This window comes from Pseudomonas sp. NFACC16-2 (assembly GCF_900119205.1).
GTDB lineage: Bacteria > Pseudomonadota > Gammaproteobacteria > Pseudomonadales > Pseudomonadaceae > Aquipseudomonas > Aquipseudomonas fluorescens_Q.
In genome coordinates, this window is record NZ_FPIX01000018.1 from 32114 (window position 1) to 47532 (window position 15419).

Annotated in this window: 13 protein-coding genes; 3 read left to right on the forward strand and 10 right to left on the reverse strand. The window is 62.8% G+C overall.

The window, feature by feature from the left end:
- Nucleotides 1-233: 233 nt before the first annotated feature.
- Nucleotides 234-854 carry a flavin reductase family protein gene (locus BT116_RS16210; protein ID WP_072345528.1) on the forward strand — a complete coding sequence of 207 codons (621 nt, stop codon included), beginning with the start codon at nucleotides 234-236 and terminating at the stop codon, nucleotides 852-854.
- Nucleotides 855-1036: 182 nt separating this feature from the next.
- On the opposite strand, the gene BT116_RS16215 is transcribed toward BT116_RS16210, so the two are convergent.
- Together BT116_RS16215 and BT116_RS16220 are read right to left on the reverse strand one after the other, a co-directional pair.
- A complete protein-coding gene (locus BT116_RS16215) occupies nucleotides 1037-1270 on the reverse strand; it encodes a hypothetical protein (protein WP_063325233.1) in 234 nt (77 codons plus the stop codon).
- A gap of 43 nt (nucleotides 1271-1313) precedes the next feature.
- Nucleotides 1314-1667, reverse strand: a complete 354-nt coding sequence (locus BT116_RS16220; RefSeq protein WP_072345530.1) for a putative quinol monooxygenase — start codon at nucleotides 1665-1667, stop codon at nucleotides 1314-1316.
- Nucleotides 1668-1994: 327 nt separating this feature from the next.
- On the opposite strand from BT116_RS16220, the gene BT116_RS16225 reads away from it, so the two are divergent.
- The gene (locus BT116_RS16225) at nucleotides 1995-2924 is read left to right on the forward strand and encodes an AraC family transcriptional regulator (protein ID WP_072345533.1); all 930 of its coding nucleotides are present in this window, start codon (nucleotides 1995-1997) and stop codon (nucleotides 2922-2924) included.
- Between the two features lie 26 nt (nucleotides 2925-2950).
- On the opposite strand, the gene BT116_RS16230 is transcribed toward BT116_RS16225, so the two are convergent.
- The 6 genes from BT116_RS16230 to BT116_RS16255 form a co-directional block, all read right to left on the reverse strand.
- Nucleotides 2951-4006, reverse strand: a complete 1056-nt coding sequence (locus BT116_RS16230; RefSeq protein WP_072345535.1) for an ABC transporter ATP-binding protein — start codon at nucleotides 4004-4006, stop codon at nucleotides 2951-2953.
- Nucleotides 4007-4021: 15 nt separating this feature from the next.
- The gene (locus BT116_RS16235; protein ID WP_003205149.1) at nucleotides 4022-4870 is read right to left on the reverse strand and encodes an ABC transporter permease; all 849 of its coding nucleotides are present in this window, start codon (nucleotides 4868-4870) and stop codon (nucleotides 4022-4024) included.
- Complete coding sequence (locus BT116_RS16240; RefSeq protein ID WP_072345537.1) at nucleotides 4867-5775, reverse strand: ABC transporter permease; 909 nt, start codon at nucleotides 5773-5775, stop codon at nucleotides 4867-4869. The genes BT116_RS16235 and BT116_RS16240 overlap by 4 nt, the downstream gene beginning before the upstream one ends.
- Before the next feature lie 225 nt (nucleotides 5776-6000).
- On the reverse strand, nucleotides 6001-7104 hold the full coding sequence (locus tag BT116_RS16245) for an extracellular solute-binding protein (RefSeq protein WP_072345539.1): 1104 nt from the start codon (nucleotides 7102-7104) through the stop codon (nucleotides 6001-6003).
- Between the two features lie 215 nt (nucleotides 7105-7319).
- On the reverse strand, nucleotides 7320-8768 hold the full coding sequence (locus BT116_RS16250; RefSeq protein WP_072345541.1) for an aldehyde dehydrogenase family protein: 1449 nt from the start codon (nucleotides 8766-8768) through the stop codon (nucleotides 7320-7322).
- Nucleotides 8765-10402, reverse strand: a complete 1638-nt coding sequence (locus BT116_RS16255; RefSeq protein WP_072345624.1) for a 5-guanidino-2-oxopentanoate decarboxylase — start codon at nucleotides 10400-10402, stop codon at nucleotides 8765-8767. Before BT116_RS16255 ends, BT116_RS16250 begins: the two co-directional genes overlap by 4 nt.
- 161 nt (nucleotides 10403-10563) lie before the next feature.
- Here BT116_RS16255 and BT116_RS16260 point away from each other — a divergent pair, with 161 nt between their 5' ends.
- Nucleotides 10564-11445 (forward strand): LysR substrate-binding domain-containing protein, encoded by an 882-nt coding sequence (locus BT116_RS16260; protein ID WP_072345543.1) that lies wholly within the window; start codon nucleotides 10564-10566, stop codon nucleotides 11443-11445.
- 201 nt (nucleotides 11446-11646) lie between these two features.
- Here the strand turns inward: BT116_RS16260 and BT116_RS16265 are convergent, their stop codons facing one another.
- Both BT116_RS16265 and metE read right to left on the reverse strand, forming a co-directional pair.
- Nucleotides 11647-12666 (reverse strand): alpha/beta fold hydrolase, encoded by a 1020-nt coding sequence (locus BT116_RS16265; RefSeq protein WP_072345545.1) that lies wholly within the window; start codon nucleotides 12664-12666, stop codon nucleotides 11647-11649.
- 346 nt (nucleotides 12667-13012) lie between these two features.
- Complete coding sequence (gene metE / locus BT116_RS16270; protein WP_072345547.1) at nucleotides 13013-15325, reverse strand: 5-methyltetrahydropteroyltriglutamate--homocysteine S-methyltransferase; 2313 nt, start codon at nucleotides 15323-15325, stop codon at nucleotides 13013-13015.
- Nucleotides 15326-15419 lie beyond the last annotated feature (94 nt).

The window sequence follows — 15419 nt, forward strand, 5'->3', positions numbered from 1 at the left end:
GGCACTGCCGACGCCATCGCCGCTGACGGTTTCGACAAGACCGGCACTGCTGAAGCGATCAGTTAATGATCGAACGTCAAAAGATCGCAGCCTTCGGCAGCGCCTACAGATTGAACACGGACCTGTAGGCGCTACCGAGGGCTGCGATTTTTTTTGCAGCATACAATCTGGAAATAAAAAGCCCCGCCTTGCACTATTGGCCGCCTACCAATGCCCGTCCAGGAACACCCGCCATGCCCGATGACATCCATTTCTACGAACCCGCCAACGGCCACGGCCTGCCCCATGACCCGTTCAATGCCATCGTCGGCCCGCGCCCCATTGGCTGGATTTCGTCCCAGGATGCCGAAGGCCGCCTGAACCTGGCGCCCTACAGTTTCTTCAACGCCTTCAACTACATTCCACCGATCATCGGGTTCTCCAGCGTTGGGCGCAAAGACAGCCTGAACAACATCGAACAGACCGGCGAATTCGCCTGGAACCTGGCCACGCGCCCGCTGGCCGAGCAGATGAACCAGAGCTGCGCGATGGTCGCGCCACAGGTCAATGAGTTCGAACTGGCGGGTTTGACGCCGGCGTCGTCACGGGTAATCCAGGTTCCACGCGTCGCCGAAAGCCCGGTGTCCTTCGAATGCAAGGTCACGCAGATCATTCAACTGCAGCGAGCGGACAAAGGGCTGGTGCCAAGCTGGCTGATTCTCGGCGAAGTGGTCGCCGTGCATATCGCCAAGTGGTTGTTGAAGGACGGGGTGTACGACACCGCCGCCGCCGAGCCGATCTTGCGCGGTGGCGGGCCGGCGGATTATTTCCAGTTGGGGCCTGAGGCGTTGTTCAAGATGCATCGCCCGAAATAGAAGGCTGCCCCTCTCCCACCTGTGGCGAGGGGATTTATCCCCGCTGGGCTGCGGAGCAGCCCCAATATCTTCCAGACATTGAGTTGACTGGACTGTTTTAGGGCCGCTTCGCGCCCCAGCGGGGATAAATCCCCTCGCCACAGGTGTAGGCCATCTTCCCGAACCCAACAGGTAACACGGGTTTACCAGACCAACCCGCCCTCGTCGTCGACACCTTTGAGGTGGGTCAGCTGCAGGGCTGCCGCTTCATCGGCTTTGACCGCGGTCTCGAAGGTTTGCTCTTCAAGGATCTTGTTGAAACGCGGCGCACCGGAACCACCGATGGCCTTGGTGGCAATGGCGGCATGGTAGCCGCCGCCTTCTTTGGGGATCACAGCGGAAACAGCTTCAAAGGTTTCAAAGGCTTTACGTGCCATGTCTTGTGCATCCTGGCGGTGGAAAATGACGCTCATTAAACCTTCAACCGGCCAGTTTGTGTACCTGCGCCCGGCACCCTTCGGTCGCCTGGGCGGCGGACACGTCGCGGAACGTATGGAAATCCAGGCTGCTCACCACCAGGTCTTGCACCAGCTCGGCAAATATCGCCATGGCCGGGGAATTGAAGTAGGCATCCATGGCCGCCTGATTGACCCAAAGCCCGGACACCAGCCACAAATCGGCATCGCACTGCGAATGCTGCAAGGCAAAGTACAGGCAACCGGGGGCCTGGCGCGAAGGCGCGATCAGCGTACTCAGGCGTGCGCCCAGTTGCTTGGAGCAACCGACGCGGGCCCGGACAAAAGCCATGTGACTGACGGGGATCTGTGTAGACATGTTCAACCCTCCCAGGTCATCCGTTGTGCAGCCGGGGACAGGCCGCGACAGGATCAAAGGTTAAGCGCCGCCCTGCCAGTTTCGTTAGTCGATTCCTGCCGACCCATTGCACGATCCTGCGCGTAGGTATCACAAAATTTTCTATCGATCCGGTCGAAACCCGGGAAGTTGAAACAAAAGGTTTCAAGCAAGTTTCCACCGCATTGCAGCGTCATGGCCCTTTGCGCCGTGCAGGATCAGGCAAGCTTTCAACAGGATGTTGCTACCGCTGCGCCTTGCACAAACATAAGCTTTGTTCATCGCTCCCTATTGCCTGAGGATCCCGGCATGTCGCCGCTCGACCACGCCCACGTCCCGCTGGACACGTATCTGGAACAACAGCGCGCCGAACTGGCGTCGATCATCGATCGCAACACCAGCGAAGACGGCAGCTATGCCACCGCCATCGGCTCGCTGAACCTGTCGCGGCATAGCAAGCCGCAGAGTTTCGCCCCGGTGTTGGCGCAACCGGCCCTGTGTATCATGGCCCAAGGCAGCAAACAGGTGCGCCTGGCCGACGAATTGTTCGACTACGATCCGCTGCATTACCTCGTGGTCTCGGTGTCGATGCCGTTGAGCGGCTGCATGGCCCACGCGACGCCCGAACAACCAATCCTGGCCCTGCGCCTGGACATCGACCCAGCGGAAATCACCGCGTTGATCGCCGACGCCGGCCCCCTGGGCGTACCGACCCGCCCCGCCGGGCGCGGGCTGTATGTCGAACGCCTGGACACGCCGATGCTCGACGCCGTACTGCGCCTGGCGCGGTTGCTCGATACACCGAAAGACATCGCCATGCTCGCGCCGCTGGTTCGCCGGGAAATCCTCTATCGTCTGCTGCGCAGTCCCCAGGGTTATCGGCTGTACGAAATCGCTATCGCCAACAGTCAGAGCCATCGCATCAGCCAGGCGATCAAATGGCTCAACAGCCATTTCGAACAGCCGCTGCGCATCGATGACCTGGCCCGGGAAGTGAACCTCAGCGTCTCGACCCTGCATCACCGCTTCAAGGCCATGACCGCCATGAGCCCGCTGCAATACCAGAAGCAACTGCGCTTGCAGGAAGCCCGGCGCCTGATGCTGGCCGAAGGGCTGGAAGCTTCGGCGGCGGGCTATCGGGTGGGCTACGAAAGCCCTTCACAGTTCAGCCGCGAGTACAGCCGGTTGTTCGGCGCGCCGCCGTTGCGGGACTTGGCGCGGTTGCGGATGACGGTTTGATCTGGGATTTGCATTGCCTTTTGAAATCAGGCACCGAGCAACCGACACGCTTGCGCCGGTATGGTCACCGACACCGCATGCCCAATCCCCAGGTCCATGCCCTGGCACGGCGTACTCAGTGCCGTGAATGAAATTCCGGAACATTCCACCGTGGTCTCGACGGTCGCACCGATGTCCCGCACGAATGTCACTTTGCCCAGCAACCGGTTACCCGCCGAGGCCTGGGGCGAGGACAGTTGCAGGTCTTCGGGGCGCACCAGCAACTTGATCTTCTCGCCAGCGATGACGCTCTGGCTGGCCGGCACGTCCAGCGTGTCCCCGCCCGGCAGCCCGACCCGTCCGTTACCCAGGGTGGTCGCCGGAAAAATGTTGCCTGAGCCGATGAAGTCGGCGACGAACTCATTGGCCGGGTGCCGATAGATCTCGATCGGCGTACCGACCTGTTGCACCCGATGTTCCCCCAGCACCACGACGATGTCGGCCATGGTCATGGCTTCGCGTTGATCGTGGGTCACCAAAATAGTGGTGATGTTCAACCGCTGTTGCAGTTGGCGGATTTCCACTTGCATCGACTCGCGCAGCTTGGCGTCCAGGGCCGACAGCGGTTCGTCCAGCAAGAGGATCTTCGGCCGGGCGGCAATGGCCCGGGCAATCGCCACGCGCTGGCGTTGGCCGCCGGACAGTTTCGCCACGGGCCGGTCGATCATCGCCTGGAGCTGGATCAGTTCCAGCAACTCCACCACCCGCGCTTGTTGCTCGGCCTTGCCCACGCCCCGCAGCTTCAGCGGATAGGCGATGTTCTCGCCGACGGTCATGTGGGGAAACAGCGCCAGCGATTGAAACACCATGCCGAAGTTGCGCAGGTGCGCCGGGGTATGGCCGATGTCTTGCCCATCCAGGCGGATTTCACCACCGCTGAGGCTTTCCAGGCCGGCGATCATGCGCAGCAAGGTGGTCTTGCCACAGCCTGAAGGCCCGAGGAAACACACCAGTTTGCCCTCGGGCAAATGCAGGTTCACGTCCGTGACCGCGCAGGCCGAGCCGTAATGTTTCTCGACGTTTTCCAGTATCAGTCCAGTCATGTCTTCACCTTGAAATCAAAAGGAAACGCCGCCCTCGCCCACCAGCTTCTCCAACGCCCAGATCAGCACGAAGTCGATCAGCACGATGAGCACGGCAAACGAGAAAACGGTGGGGTCCAGCGACGATACGGTACGGCTGTACATCCAGATCGGCACGGTCATGACATCGATGGTGTAGAGGAAATAGGTCACGGTGAATTCGTTGAACGAGACAATGAACGCCAGCAGCATCCCGGCGAGAATCCCCGACTTCATCAATGGCACCACCACGTCGACGATGGCCCGCCGCGGTGTCGCCCCGAGCATTCGCGCGGCTTCTTCGACTTCGCTGCCGATACCAAGCATGGCGGCGGTGCAGTTCTTCACCACGAACGGCAAGGCGAGGATCACGTGGGCAATGACCAGCCGCGAGGTGGTCATCTGGAACGGCAGGCTGTCGAACACCAACAGCAGCGCCAACCCCAGCACCACCATGGGAAACACCAGCGGCAGCGACATCAATTGCAACGCCACGGCCTTGCCCCGGAATTCGCAACGGGTCAGCGCGTAGGCCGCCGGCACGGCGATCAGCGTGGCGAAAATCATCGTCAGGCAGGCCACCAACAAACTGGTGCCCATGGCCTGGCCCAGGCTCAGCACATCGCTGGCATCCGGCGATACGAAGGTGTGCCAGGCCGCCCGGTACCATTGCAGGCTGTAGCTGCTCGGCGGAAAGTCCAGGTTCGCGGCGCCGCTGAAGGACATGACGATCATGGTCAGGATCGGCAGCACCGCCAGCAACAGGATGAAACCCGACAGCAGCCCCACTGCGCGCCCGGTTTCACCGGGCAACAGCGACTGGCGTTTTTTGCTCAACGCGGTCATTGAGAAGCCTCCAGCATCCGCCGACGACGGCCGGTGAAATATTCGGACAGGGTCATGATCATCAACGTGGTGACAATCAGCACCACCCCGGCGGCGGACGCAGCGGGCCAGTTCATCAACGGGGCAATCTGATCGTGGACCATCACCGCCAGCATCGGCACCCGCCGGCCGCCCAACAGCAGCGGCACGACAAAGCTGCTGGCGTTGTAGGCAAACACCAGCGTCGCGCCGGTGATGATGCCCGGCAGGCTCATGGGCAGCACCACTTGGCGAAACACCTGGAAGCGGCTGGCGCCGAGGGTGGCGGCGGCCTCTTCATAGCTGCGGGCCACACCACGCATGGCGCTGGCGATGGGCAGCACGGCCAGTGGAAATGCCGTCTGGACCAGGCCCATCAACACACCATTCTGGTTGTACAGCAGCATGATCGGCCGCTTGATCAAACCCAGGCCCATGAGTGCCTGATTGAGCATGCCGGCAGGGCCGAGGATCACCAGCCAGCCATAGCTTTGCAGCAGCAGGTTGACCAACAGTGGCAACAGCACCGCCGCCAGAAACACCCGCCGCAACAACGGCGAGGCCAGGCGCGACATGGTGTAGGCCACGGGGATCGCCAGCAGCACAGCAATCACTGCGCTGATCAATGCAAGGCGCAAGGTCAGCAGCAGGGACTTGAGGTAATAAGGCTCCAGCAACTGCTCGTAGCTGGCGAGGCTGAACCCACTCCACTCCGCGCCCTTGGTGCCGACGCTCATGCGCAGCACCAACAGACTGGCAGCGATCAGCACACCGAGAAACAACATCGACGGCGACAGGAACAGCCAGGCTCGGCCGGTGGGTGAAATCTCCCGGGGTGGCCGCATGGGTGCGACGCGCTGGGGATGGGTTAACGGTTGGGGTTCCATGGCAAGATCTCGTCAGAGGAACACGACAGGACAAACACAATTTCAAAACAACCCACTTCCCTGTGGAGCGAGCTTGCTCGCGAAGGCGGCAGCATCGTCAACATCTCCTTCAACTGACCTACCGCTATCGCGAGCAAGCTGGCTCCCACACTGGATCTCGGGTGGTCACAGAGGCCGCGTCCCCCTCAATTCCCTAGGCTGGGCAGGCGGTGTGCAGCGCTTGTTTCAGGAAGAGAAGATTTCCGTGTACCGGCGAATCCATTGGTCATGCACCGTCGCCAGGAAGGCGTTGTCATGCATGATCGCTTTGTCGGCGATTTGCTCCGGCGTGAGGATGTAGGGGCTCTTGCGCGCTTCGCTGGAGATGATGGCCTTGGCGTTGACCGGGCCGTTGAAGATGTCTTCGGCCATCTTGCCCTGCACCAGCGGGTCGAGGGAGTGGTCGATGAAGGCGTAGGCCAGGTCGGTGTCACCCGGGCGGTTTTTTGGCATGACCGAGAGCATCAGGTCGGTGTAGAAGCCTTCCTTCATGCCGAATGTCGCCCCCAGGCTGTAGGCCGGATCGCGGATCTGCTTGGGAAAGAACGCCGGCGCGTACAAGCCGCCCATGTCCAGGGAACCGGTGCGGAACAGCTCGGCGATCTGGTTCGGGTTTTCCCCCAGGGTCACCACCCGGTCCTTGAGCTCGGCGAGTTTCTTGAAGCCGGGTTCGATGTTGTGTTCGTCACCACCGGCCAGCTTGGCGGCGATGATGATCAGGTCCATGGCCTCGGTCCAGTTCGGCGGCGGCAGGAAAATGTTCGGCGCCAGTTCCGCGTCCCACAGCGCAGCGTAACTGTCCGGCGCCTGATTCAAGGTCCGGGTGCTGTAGACCAGGCTGTTGCACCACAGCAGGTAACCGATGCCATGGCCGCCAGCGCCGGTGCGGTATTGTGCCGGCACGTCCGCCAGGTTGGGGATGCGGTTGAGGTCGGGCTTTTCCAGCAGCCCGGCGACGGCCAAGCCCTCGGCGCCGACACCGGCCAGGGTGATGATGTCGTACTGCGGCCGGTCGCCACCGGCCTTGAGCTTGGCCACCATCTCCGAGGTACTGCCGGTGCGGTCGGCAATGACCTTGGCCCCGGTCTTGGCCTCGAAAGTGGCGGCGATGTTGCGCAGCGCCGCCAGCCCGGTGTCATCGGACCAGGTCAGCAGGCGCAGGGTCTTGCCGACGAACCGCGTGTCACTGGCCCGCGCACTGATGAACGGCATGCTCATGGCCGCCGCTGCAACCGAAACCACACTTGCAGTCTTGATGAATTGACGTCTGTTCAGATCATGCTCGCCCATGAGGACTCCCTTTATTCTTTTAAGTATGAGGTGGGTAAAAACCGTTGTGCCCGCACCGTTCGGCGTCGACGAAAGCCCCGTATTGCCTGGGCTTTGCCGCCACCTGCGGCCATCCTGAGGTTGTGCAAAATCCCTGACTATCGAAAAAAACTCATTGGAGCCATGTCCTTGGCGCATGCCTTTTTTCGAGGCATGCATGACCTGAAAACGTGCCGTCAGATCGCCCGGACCACATGCTTGATTTCCTGGAACGCGGCCAATCCCCAAGGTCCCAACTCGCGGCCCAGGCTGCTCTGCTTGTACCCTCCCCACGCCGCCTGGGGAAAAATCACCTGGGGCGCGTTGATCCACACCAGCCCGGCCTGCAACGCGTCGGCCACCTGCCCGGCGGCTTCGGCATCGCGGCTGACCACGCTGGCCACCAGACCGAAACGGCTGTCGTTGGCCAGGGCGATGGCCTGCGCCTGACTGCTGAAACGGCGTACGCACACCACTGGCCCGAAGATCTCTTCGCACCAAAGCGCACTGTCGAGGGGCACGTCAGTGAAGATTGTCGGCTGTAGAAAAAAGCCGCGCGGCAGGTGCGCCGGTCGCTGGCCGCCGCACACCAGGGTCGCTCCGGTGCTCAGGCCTCGGTCGATGTGCCCCAGCACCCGCTGGTATTGCGCCTGGTTGACCAGTGTCCCCATCTCCACGTCCGGATCGAACGGATCGGCCACGCGGATCGCTTCGGCACGGGCCTTGAGCCGGCGCAGGAATTCATCGGCCAGCTCATCGGCCACCAGCACGCGGCTGGTGGCCGAACACATCTGTCCGGCATTGAAGAAAGCGCCGCCACAGGCCAGCTCCACCGCCAGGTCCAGGTCGGCATCCGCCAGTACCAGCAGGGACGATTTACCGCCCAGCTCCAGGCTCACGCCCTTCACCGTTTCCGCCGCCCGTTGCATCACTTGCACGCCCACCGCGTTGCTGCCGGTGAAGGAGATCTTCGCCACGCGCGGGTCCGCCGCCAGCGGCGCGCCCACTGCCAAGCCGGTGCCGCAGACCAGGTTGAACACCCCGTGGGGCAAGCCGGATTCGGCGATGATCGACGCCAGCGCAAGCTCGGGCAACGGTGTGACCTCCGAGGGCTTGAGCACCACGCAGCAGCCGGCAGCCAATGCCGGGGCGAGTTTCCAGGCCGTGGTGACCATCGGGAAATTCCACGGCACGATCAAGCCGACCACGCCGCACGGTTCGCGGCGCAGGCGTGCGCTGAAATCAGCACTGGGCAATGCCAGCGGACTGTCTTGCCGAGCGTCCAGGCCTTCGGCCAACTCGGCGTAATACTCGAAAGTGGCGACCACATCGTCGACATCGATGGCCGCTTCGAACAACGGTTTGCCGTTGTTGCTCGATTGCAATTGCATCAACCGCTCGCGGCCTGCCTGCACGCCGGCGGCAATCCGGCGCAGGATCGCGCCACGCTCGGCGCCGGTGGTGGTCGACCAGTGCGTGAAAGCCTGGGTCGCGGCGTTCAACGCCTGATCGACGGCGCGCTCACCACCGCCATGAACGGTGGTCAGCAGCGCTTCGGTCGCCGGGTTGATCACCCGCAGCGGTTGATCGCCGACCAACCACTCACCGTTGATGTACAGCCCGTCTTGCGTCGTAGGGAAATTCATTTCGACACCTGCGCCATCCAGGTTGCCTGGTCGATTTCTATCAGCGTCGGGCCCTGCCGGTCGCAAGCGGCGAGCAACGCGGCGTGCAGTTGCGCCACGCCGTCGATGGCTTGCGCAGCGCAGCCCAAAGCCCTAGCGACACCGATGAAATCCGGGGTGTAGATGTCCACGCCCACCGGTTCGATGGCGCGGTTGACCATGTATTTCTTGATCTCTTCGTAGCCCTGGTTATTCCACAGCAGCACGATCACTGGCGTGCGCGCCTCCACCGCGCTGGCCAGTTCCGGCAGGGTGAACTGCAACCCGCCATCGCCAATCAAACACACCACCGCCGGGCGGCCATGGCCCCGGTCCTTGCCACCAAGCCAGGCGCCAATGGCCGCCGGCAAGGCGTAGCCGAGGGTGCCGTAGCCGGTGGATGAATTGAACCAGCGGCGTGGCTGCTCCGGGTTGAAGGTCAGGTTGCCGGTGTACACCGGTTGGGTCGAATCGCCGACGAACACCGCCTCCGGCAGCGCTTGCAAGACGGTGTCGAGAAACAACGTCTGGGCGCGGGTCGCGGCGTCCCAACTGCCTTGAAGATCCGCGCGCAACCGGGCGGCACGCGTCGTGCCCCAATCGTCACGGCGCTCGGCCAAGGGCTGCTGGCTCAACGCATCGAGCACGGCCCGGGTGGCGACGCGAGCGTCGGCCACCAGCGCCAGGTGCGGCGGGTAGTTGCGCACGGTCTGGTCCGGGTCGATGTCGATGCGCAGCAACGCACCGGGAATCTCGAAGCCGCCGGCGAAGGTGATGTCGTAGTCGGTCTCGGCCAGCTCGGTGCCGATGGCCAGCACCACATCCGCTTCGGCCACCAACGCGCGGGTGGCGACCAGGCTCTGCGTGGAGCCGATCAGCAACGGATGCCGGGACGGCAACAGGCCCTTGGCATTGATGGTCAACGCCACGGGTGCGCCGAGACGTTCGGCCAGTTCAGTCAATTCGGCCGCCGCGTCGATGGCACCGCCGCCGGCCAGGATCAACGGCCGTTGAGCCGATGCCAGCTTTGCAGCCATTTGCGCCACGGCACTCGGCGCAGCACCGGCGCGGTTGATATTCACCGGCACACTGGCGAGCAAGGCATCGGCGTCTTCGACCAGCACGTCCAACGGAATTTCAATGTGCACCGGCCGCGGGCGCCCAGCCTGGAACACGGCGAACGCCCGGGCCAGCACACCGGGCAATTCAGCGGCGGACATCAGCGTGTGGGAAAACGCCGCGACACCGCCCACCAATCCAGCCTGGTTCGGCAGTTCATGCAACTTGCCGCGCCCGCCGCCCAACTGGTTGCGCGACTGCACGCTGGAGATCACCAGCATCGGGATCGAATCGGCGTAGGCCTGGCCCATGGCGGTGGTGATGTTGGTCATGCCGGGGCCGGTGATGATGAAACACACGCCGGGCTTGCCGCTGACCCGGGCGTAACCGTCGGCCATGAAACCTGCGCCCTGTTCATGACGCGGGGTCACATGGCGGATGTTGGAACGGGCCAGCCCGCGGTACAACTCGACGGTGTGCACGCCAGGAATGCCGAACACCTGCTCCACGCCATACGCGTGGAGTAACTTGACCAATACTTCGCCGCACGTCGCCATTGCCATTGCCTTTTTCTTGTCGTGTAAAGGGCCTCGCACGGCATGCGGCGGGACCCTTTTTCTGTCTTGGGAATGGCGTTATTGGAACGGTCCGACCATAGCGGCAACAATGGATAAAAAGTCATACTAGCCATGTCCTCACGTCATGGCTTGGATCCGAAATGAAACGACTTCCCCCGCTGCCGGCGCTGCACACATTTCTGATCACGGCCCAATGCTGCAATTTCACCCGGGCCGCCGAACAACTGCACATCACCCAAGGCGCGGTGAGCCGGCAGATCGCCGGGCTGGAAGATCATCTGGGTTATGCACTGTTCCAGCGCCAGGCACGCGGCCTGACCCTGACTGCCGAAGGCCAGGCGTGGCTACCCCGGGTGCAGCAGGTGTTCAGCCTGATCGGCGAAGCGGTTGAGCAGGTCGGCGAAAAACGCCAGACCCTGCAACTCAAGGCCCCGACCTGCGTGATGCGCTGGCTGCTGCCGCGCCTGTTGCAATGGCAGAAGGAACGGCCGGACGTGCCGGTGGAGTTGACCACCACGGTCAGGCACGGTGTGGATTTCCAGCGCGAAGCCTTCGACGCCGCGGTGGTCTATGGCCCACCACCCGACGCCTCGCTGGCGTGCGTGCATCTGTTCGATGAACAACTGACGCCCGTCTGCTCCCGCCCGGTCCTGGAAGGGCCGGTGCCGCTGCATGAACCCGCCGACCTGCAACAACACGTGCTGCTGCACCCCACCCGTGACGAGCGCGACTGGAACGCCTGGCTGAAGGCAGCCGATGTGCACTTGAGCAATGTCAGCAAGGGCCAGCATTTCGAAACCCTGGACCTGGCGATGTCCATGGCTTCCCAAGGCACGGGCGTGGCCATTGGCGACTGGTCGCTGATCGGTGATGACTTGAGCGCCGGCCGACTGGTGATGCCGTTCGAACTGAAGGTCAAGACCGGGCTGGGTTATCACTTGGTGCATCCGCACAAACCCGAGGTGTCAGGGCCGTTGCAGGCCTTGATGGGGTGGTTGGTGGAGCAGGCCAAGGCGCGGTAATTGCGTTGCCACCACCTCCTGTGGCGAGGGGATTTATCCCCGCTGGGTCGCGCAGCGACCCCAAAACCCGGCACCTCGGAGTACCAGACCGATCATGTTCGTCAGTTTTGGGGCTGCTTCGCCGCCCAGCGGGGATAAATCCCCTCGCCACAGAGACCCAGCAGATAAATACCCTCACCACAGAAAAGCGCCAGGCTTGAGCTAGAGCAGATTAGGCGCCTGCACCGGCTCGATCTGCGCCCAATGCGACGTGTCCTCGCGGTGCTGCTGCAGATACGGCAACACGGCACCCAGCAACGGTGCCTTGAATGCCTCCTGGAAACGATGGGCCAGGCCCGGGATCAGCTTCAACTGGCTGCCCTGGATATGCGCCGCCAAGTGCACGCCATGCATCACCGGCAGCAACGGGTCGGCGGTGCCGTGGACGACCAGGGTCGGCACGCGCAGTTGATCGAGCAGCGCCACCCGGCTTGGCTCGGCCATGATCGCCATGATCTGACGCTTTACGCCCTCGGGGTTGAAGGCCCGGTCATAGGCCTGCGCGGCCTGATGCAGCAGCGCCTCGCGGTCGTCGACCACCATCGGGCTGCCGAGGGCGGCCAGCAGATCGGCCTGCTGTTCCAGGGCCATTTCGCGATTCGGCGCACCGCGCCGCGACAGCAACTGCACCAGCGTGGCGCTGGGGGCGGGCAAGCCTTCGGCACCGGAACTGGTCATGATCAGGGTCAGGCTTTCGACCCGCCGCGGCGCCATGGCGGCCATGTGCTGGGCGATCATACCGCCCATGCTCACGCCCAATACATGGAAGCTTTGCACCTGCAAGGCATCCATCAACCCCAGCCCATCATCGGCCATGTCGGTCAAGGTATAAGGCGCGGCCACGGGCAAGCCGAGTTTGTAGCGCAGGGCTTCAAAGGCCAGGTTGGCGCTGCCGGGCGCCTGGCGCCAGGTGGACAGGCCGACGTCGCGGTTGTCGTAGCGAATCACCCGGAAACCTTGCTCGCACAGGGCGACCACCACTTCGTCCGGCCAATGGATCAACTGCCCACCCAGGCCCATCACCAGCAACAGCGCCGGATCCGAGGCCCGGCCAACGCTCTGGTAGGCCAGGCTCACCTGAGCCAGATCGACCCGTTGGGTCGCAACATTGATGTCACACCGAGAAGCCGCCATCGACGGCAGGCCGAAAAACAACGCGGCCAGGAAAATGAATACACGCATGAAGAAACACCGAAACGCAGAACCCCAGTAGAGCGCGAGTCTGATGAAGTTTGTTCAAGCGCGCTGCCACAGTTGCGTGACAGTTTGATGAAGATTGCCCAGTGGTGATGGTTGCCCGGTCAAGGGGAGCAATAAAACCGAATGCTACCCCTTGTGGCGAGGGGATTTATCCCCGCTGGGCTGCGAAGCAGCCCCAGAAAAAGCTGGACGCAATCCACCTGATACAACAGGGCGCCTGGCTTCAGGGCTGCTTCGCAGCCCAACGGGGATAAATCCCCTCGCCACAGGTTAACCATGTCCCCGGACCAAACAGTGCATGTCACAGGGGTGCAAATCTCGTAGGGCCTCAGGCCAACTGACTGCGCAACTGCCGCGCCGCCGCCACCATGTTCACCAGCGCCGCTTCCGTTTCCGGCCAGCCCCGGGTTTTCAACCCACAGTCGGGGTTGATCCACAACCGCTCGGCGGCGATCCGTTTTACCGCCTTGCTCATCAGCGCAACCATCTCGGCCGTGTCCGGCACCCGAGGCGAGTGGATGTCGTAGACACCCGGGCCGATGTCGTTCGGGTAGTCGAACGCCTCGAAAGCCTCCAGCAATTCCATGTCCGAACGCGAGGTCTCGATGGTGATGACATCGGCGTCCATGTCGGCGATGGCCTTGATCACATCGTTGAATTGGCTGTAGCACATGTGGGTATGGATCTGGGTTTCATCAGCCACCCCCGACGCGCACAAACGGAACGCGTCAACCGCCCAGTCCAGGTACTCCTGCCATTGCCCGCGACGCAGCGGCAACCCTTCGCGGAACGCCGCCTCGTCGATCTGCACAATCTTGATCCCGGCCTTTTCCAGGTCCAGCACTTCGTCCCGCAGGACCAGGGCCAGTTGTCGGGCCTGGACCTGGCGCGACACATCTTCGCGGGGGAACGACCACATCAGCATGGTCACGGGGCCGGTGAGCATGCCTTTCATGACCTTGTCGGTCAGGCTTTGCGCGTAGCGGATCCAGTCGACGGTCATGGCGCTCGGTCGACTGATGTCGCCATAGATGATCGCCGGTTTCACGCAGCGCGAACCGTAGCTCTGCACCCAACCGAAACGGGTGAAGACGTAGCCGTCCAGCTGCTCGGCGAAGTATTCCACCATGTCGTTGCGCTCGGCTTCACCGTGCACCAGCACGTCCAGGCCCAGGCGTTCCTGGATCTGCACGGCATGGCGGATCTCGGTGTGCATGGCGTCCTGATAGTCATTGGCCGACAGCTTGCCTTGCTTGTAGGCCTGGCGCGCCAGGCGAATCGCCGGAGTCTGCGGGAAGGAGCCGATGGTGGTGGTGGGAAAGGCCGGCAGTTTCAGACGGGCGCGCTGGCGTTCGATGCGCTTGGCAAACGGCGAACGCCGCTGACTGTCCTGTGGCCCGATTGCCGCCAGGCGCGCCTGGACCGCGGGTTTGTGAATGCGCGCCGAACGGACGCGACTGGCCTGCACCTCGCGGCTGTCGGCCAAGGCCTGTTGCACAGCGGGCGCGTGTGGATCATTCAGGGCATCGCGCAGCACCGCGACTTCACCACACTTCTGCACGGCAAAGGCCAGCCAGCTCTTGAGTTCCGGATCGAGGCGGTCTTCACGCTCCAGGTCCACCGGGCTGTGCAGCAGCGAGCATGAGGTGCTGACCCAGAGGTTGTCGCCAAAGCGCTCCTGGGCCGGTTGCAGCTGCGCCAGCGCCTGTTCCAGTTCACAGCGCCAGACATTGCGACCATTGACCAGGCCCACCGACAGAATCTTGTAGGTCGGCAGGCGGTCCAGCACCTGGCCCAGTTGTTCCGGGGCGCGCACCGCGTCGATGTGCAAGCCATCCACCGGCAGGCTCACCGCCAGGCCGAGGTTGTCTTGCAGGCCACTGAAATAGGTGGCCACGAGTTTTTTCAGCGGCGAGTACTGGAGGATGTGATAAGCCCGCTCGAAAGCGCTCTTCCAGGCTTGAGGCAGGTCGAGGGTGAGGATCGGTTCGTCGATCTGCACCCACTCCACGCCCTGGGCCTTGAGACGGTTGAGAATTTCCCCATAGATGGGCAGCAGGCGCTCCAGCAGGCCGAGCTTGTCGAACGCCTCGCCCTTGGCCTTGCCCAGCCACAAGTAGGTCAACGGGCCAATGATTACCGGTTTGACCTGATGACCCAAGGCATGGGCCTCGTCCACTTCATCGAACAACTGTTCCCAGCTCAGGGCGAAGGTCTGGTCGGCGGAAAACTCCGGGACCAGGTAGTGGTAGTTGGTGTCGAACCACTTGGTCAGCTCCTGGGCGTATTGCGCCTGGCCGTGGTCGGCCCCGCAGCAACTGGCCGTGGCGCCACGGGCCATGGCGAACAGGGTGTCGAGGGTCGGCCGGCCCTGGGCATTCAACGTGCTGTGGAAACGCTGTGGCACGACGCCCAGGGTCAGGGAGTGGCTGAGCACTTGGTCGTACCAGGCAAAGTCCCCGACGGGCAGCAGGTCGATGCCGGCGTCTTTCTGCAATTGCCAGTGCCGGGCCCGCAGTTCGCGACCCACCGCCTGCAACGCGGCCGGGGCCAGGTCACCTTTCCAGTAGGCTTCGAGGGCTTTTTTCAGTTCGCGGTCGGCGCCGATGCGGGGAAAACCGAGGGTGTGGGCCAGGGCCATGGTGTGCGTCCTCCTGTAAAAGATGGCGCCATTGTCGACAGCCGACCCTACATGAGACAAACTCAACCTTTTCGTGTTGATCACAAGTTTTACT

Excerpts from the sequence above, each read along its gene's own strand:
- BT116_RS16210 (WP_072345528.1), top strand. The coding sequence starts at position 234 with ATGCCCGATGACATCCATTTCTACGAACCCGCCAACGGCCACGGCCTG.
- BT116_RS16215 (WP_063325233.1), bottom strand. The coding sequence starts at position 1,270 with ATGGCACGTAAAGCCTTTGAAACCTTTGAAGCTGTTTCCGCTGTGATC.
- BT116_RS16220 (WP_072345530.1), bottom strand. The coding sequence starts at position 1,667 with ATGTCTACACAGATCCCCGTCAGTCACATGGCTTTTGTCCGGGCCCGC.
- BT116_RS16225 (WP_072345533.1), top strand. The coding sequence starts at position 1,995 with ATGTCGCCGCTCGACCACGCCCACGTCCCGCTGGACACGTATCTGGAA.
- BT116_RS16230 (WP_072345535.1), bottom strand. The coding sequence starts at position 4,006 with ATGACTGGACTGATACTGGAAAACGTCGAGAAACATTACGGCTCGGCC.
- BT116_RS16235 (WP_003205149.1), bottom strand. The coding sequence starts at position 4,870 with ATGACCGCGTTGAGCAAAAAACGCCAGTCGCTGTTGCCCGGTGAAACC.
- BT116_RS16240 (WP_072345537.1), bottom strand. The coding sequence starts at position 5,775 with ATGGAACCCCAACCGTTAACCCATCCCCAGCGCGTCGCACCCATGCGG.
- BT116_RS16245 (WP_072345539.1), bottom strand. The coding sequence starts at position 7,104 with ATGGGCGAGCATGATCTGAACAGACGTCAATTCATCAAGACTGCAAGT.
- BT116_RS16250 (WP_072345541.1), bottom strand. The coding sequence starts at position 8,768 with ATGAATTTCCCTACGACGCAAGACGGGCTGTACATCAACGGTGAGTGG.
- BT116_RS16255 (WP_072345624.1), bottom strand. The coding sequence starts at position 10,402 with ATGGCGACGTGCGGCGAAGTATTGGTCAAGTTACTCCACGCGTATGGC.
- BT116_RS16260 (WP_072345543.1), top strand. The coding sequence starts at position 10,564 with ATGAAACGACTTCCCCCGCTGCCGGCGCTGCACACATTTCTGATCACG.
- BT116_RS16265 (WP_072345545.1), bottom strand. The coding sequence starts at position 12,666 with ATGCGTGTATTCATTTTCCTGGCCGCGTTGTTTTTCGGCCTGCCGTCG.
- metE (WP_072345547.1), bottom strand. The coding sequence starts at position 15,325 with ATGGCCCTGGCCCACACCCTCGGTTTTCCCCGCATCGGCGCCGACCGC.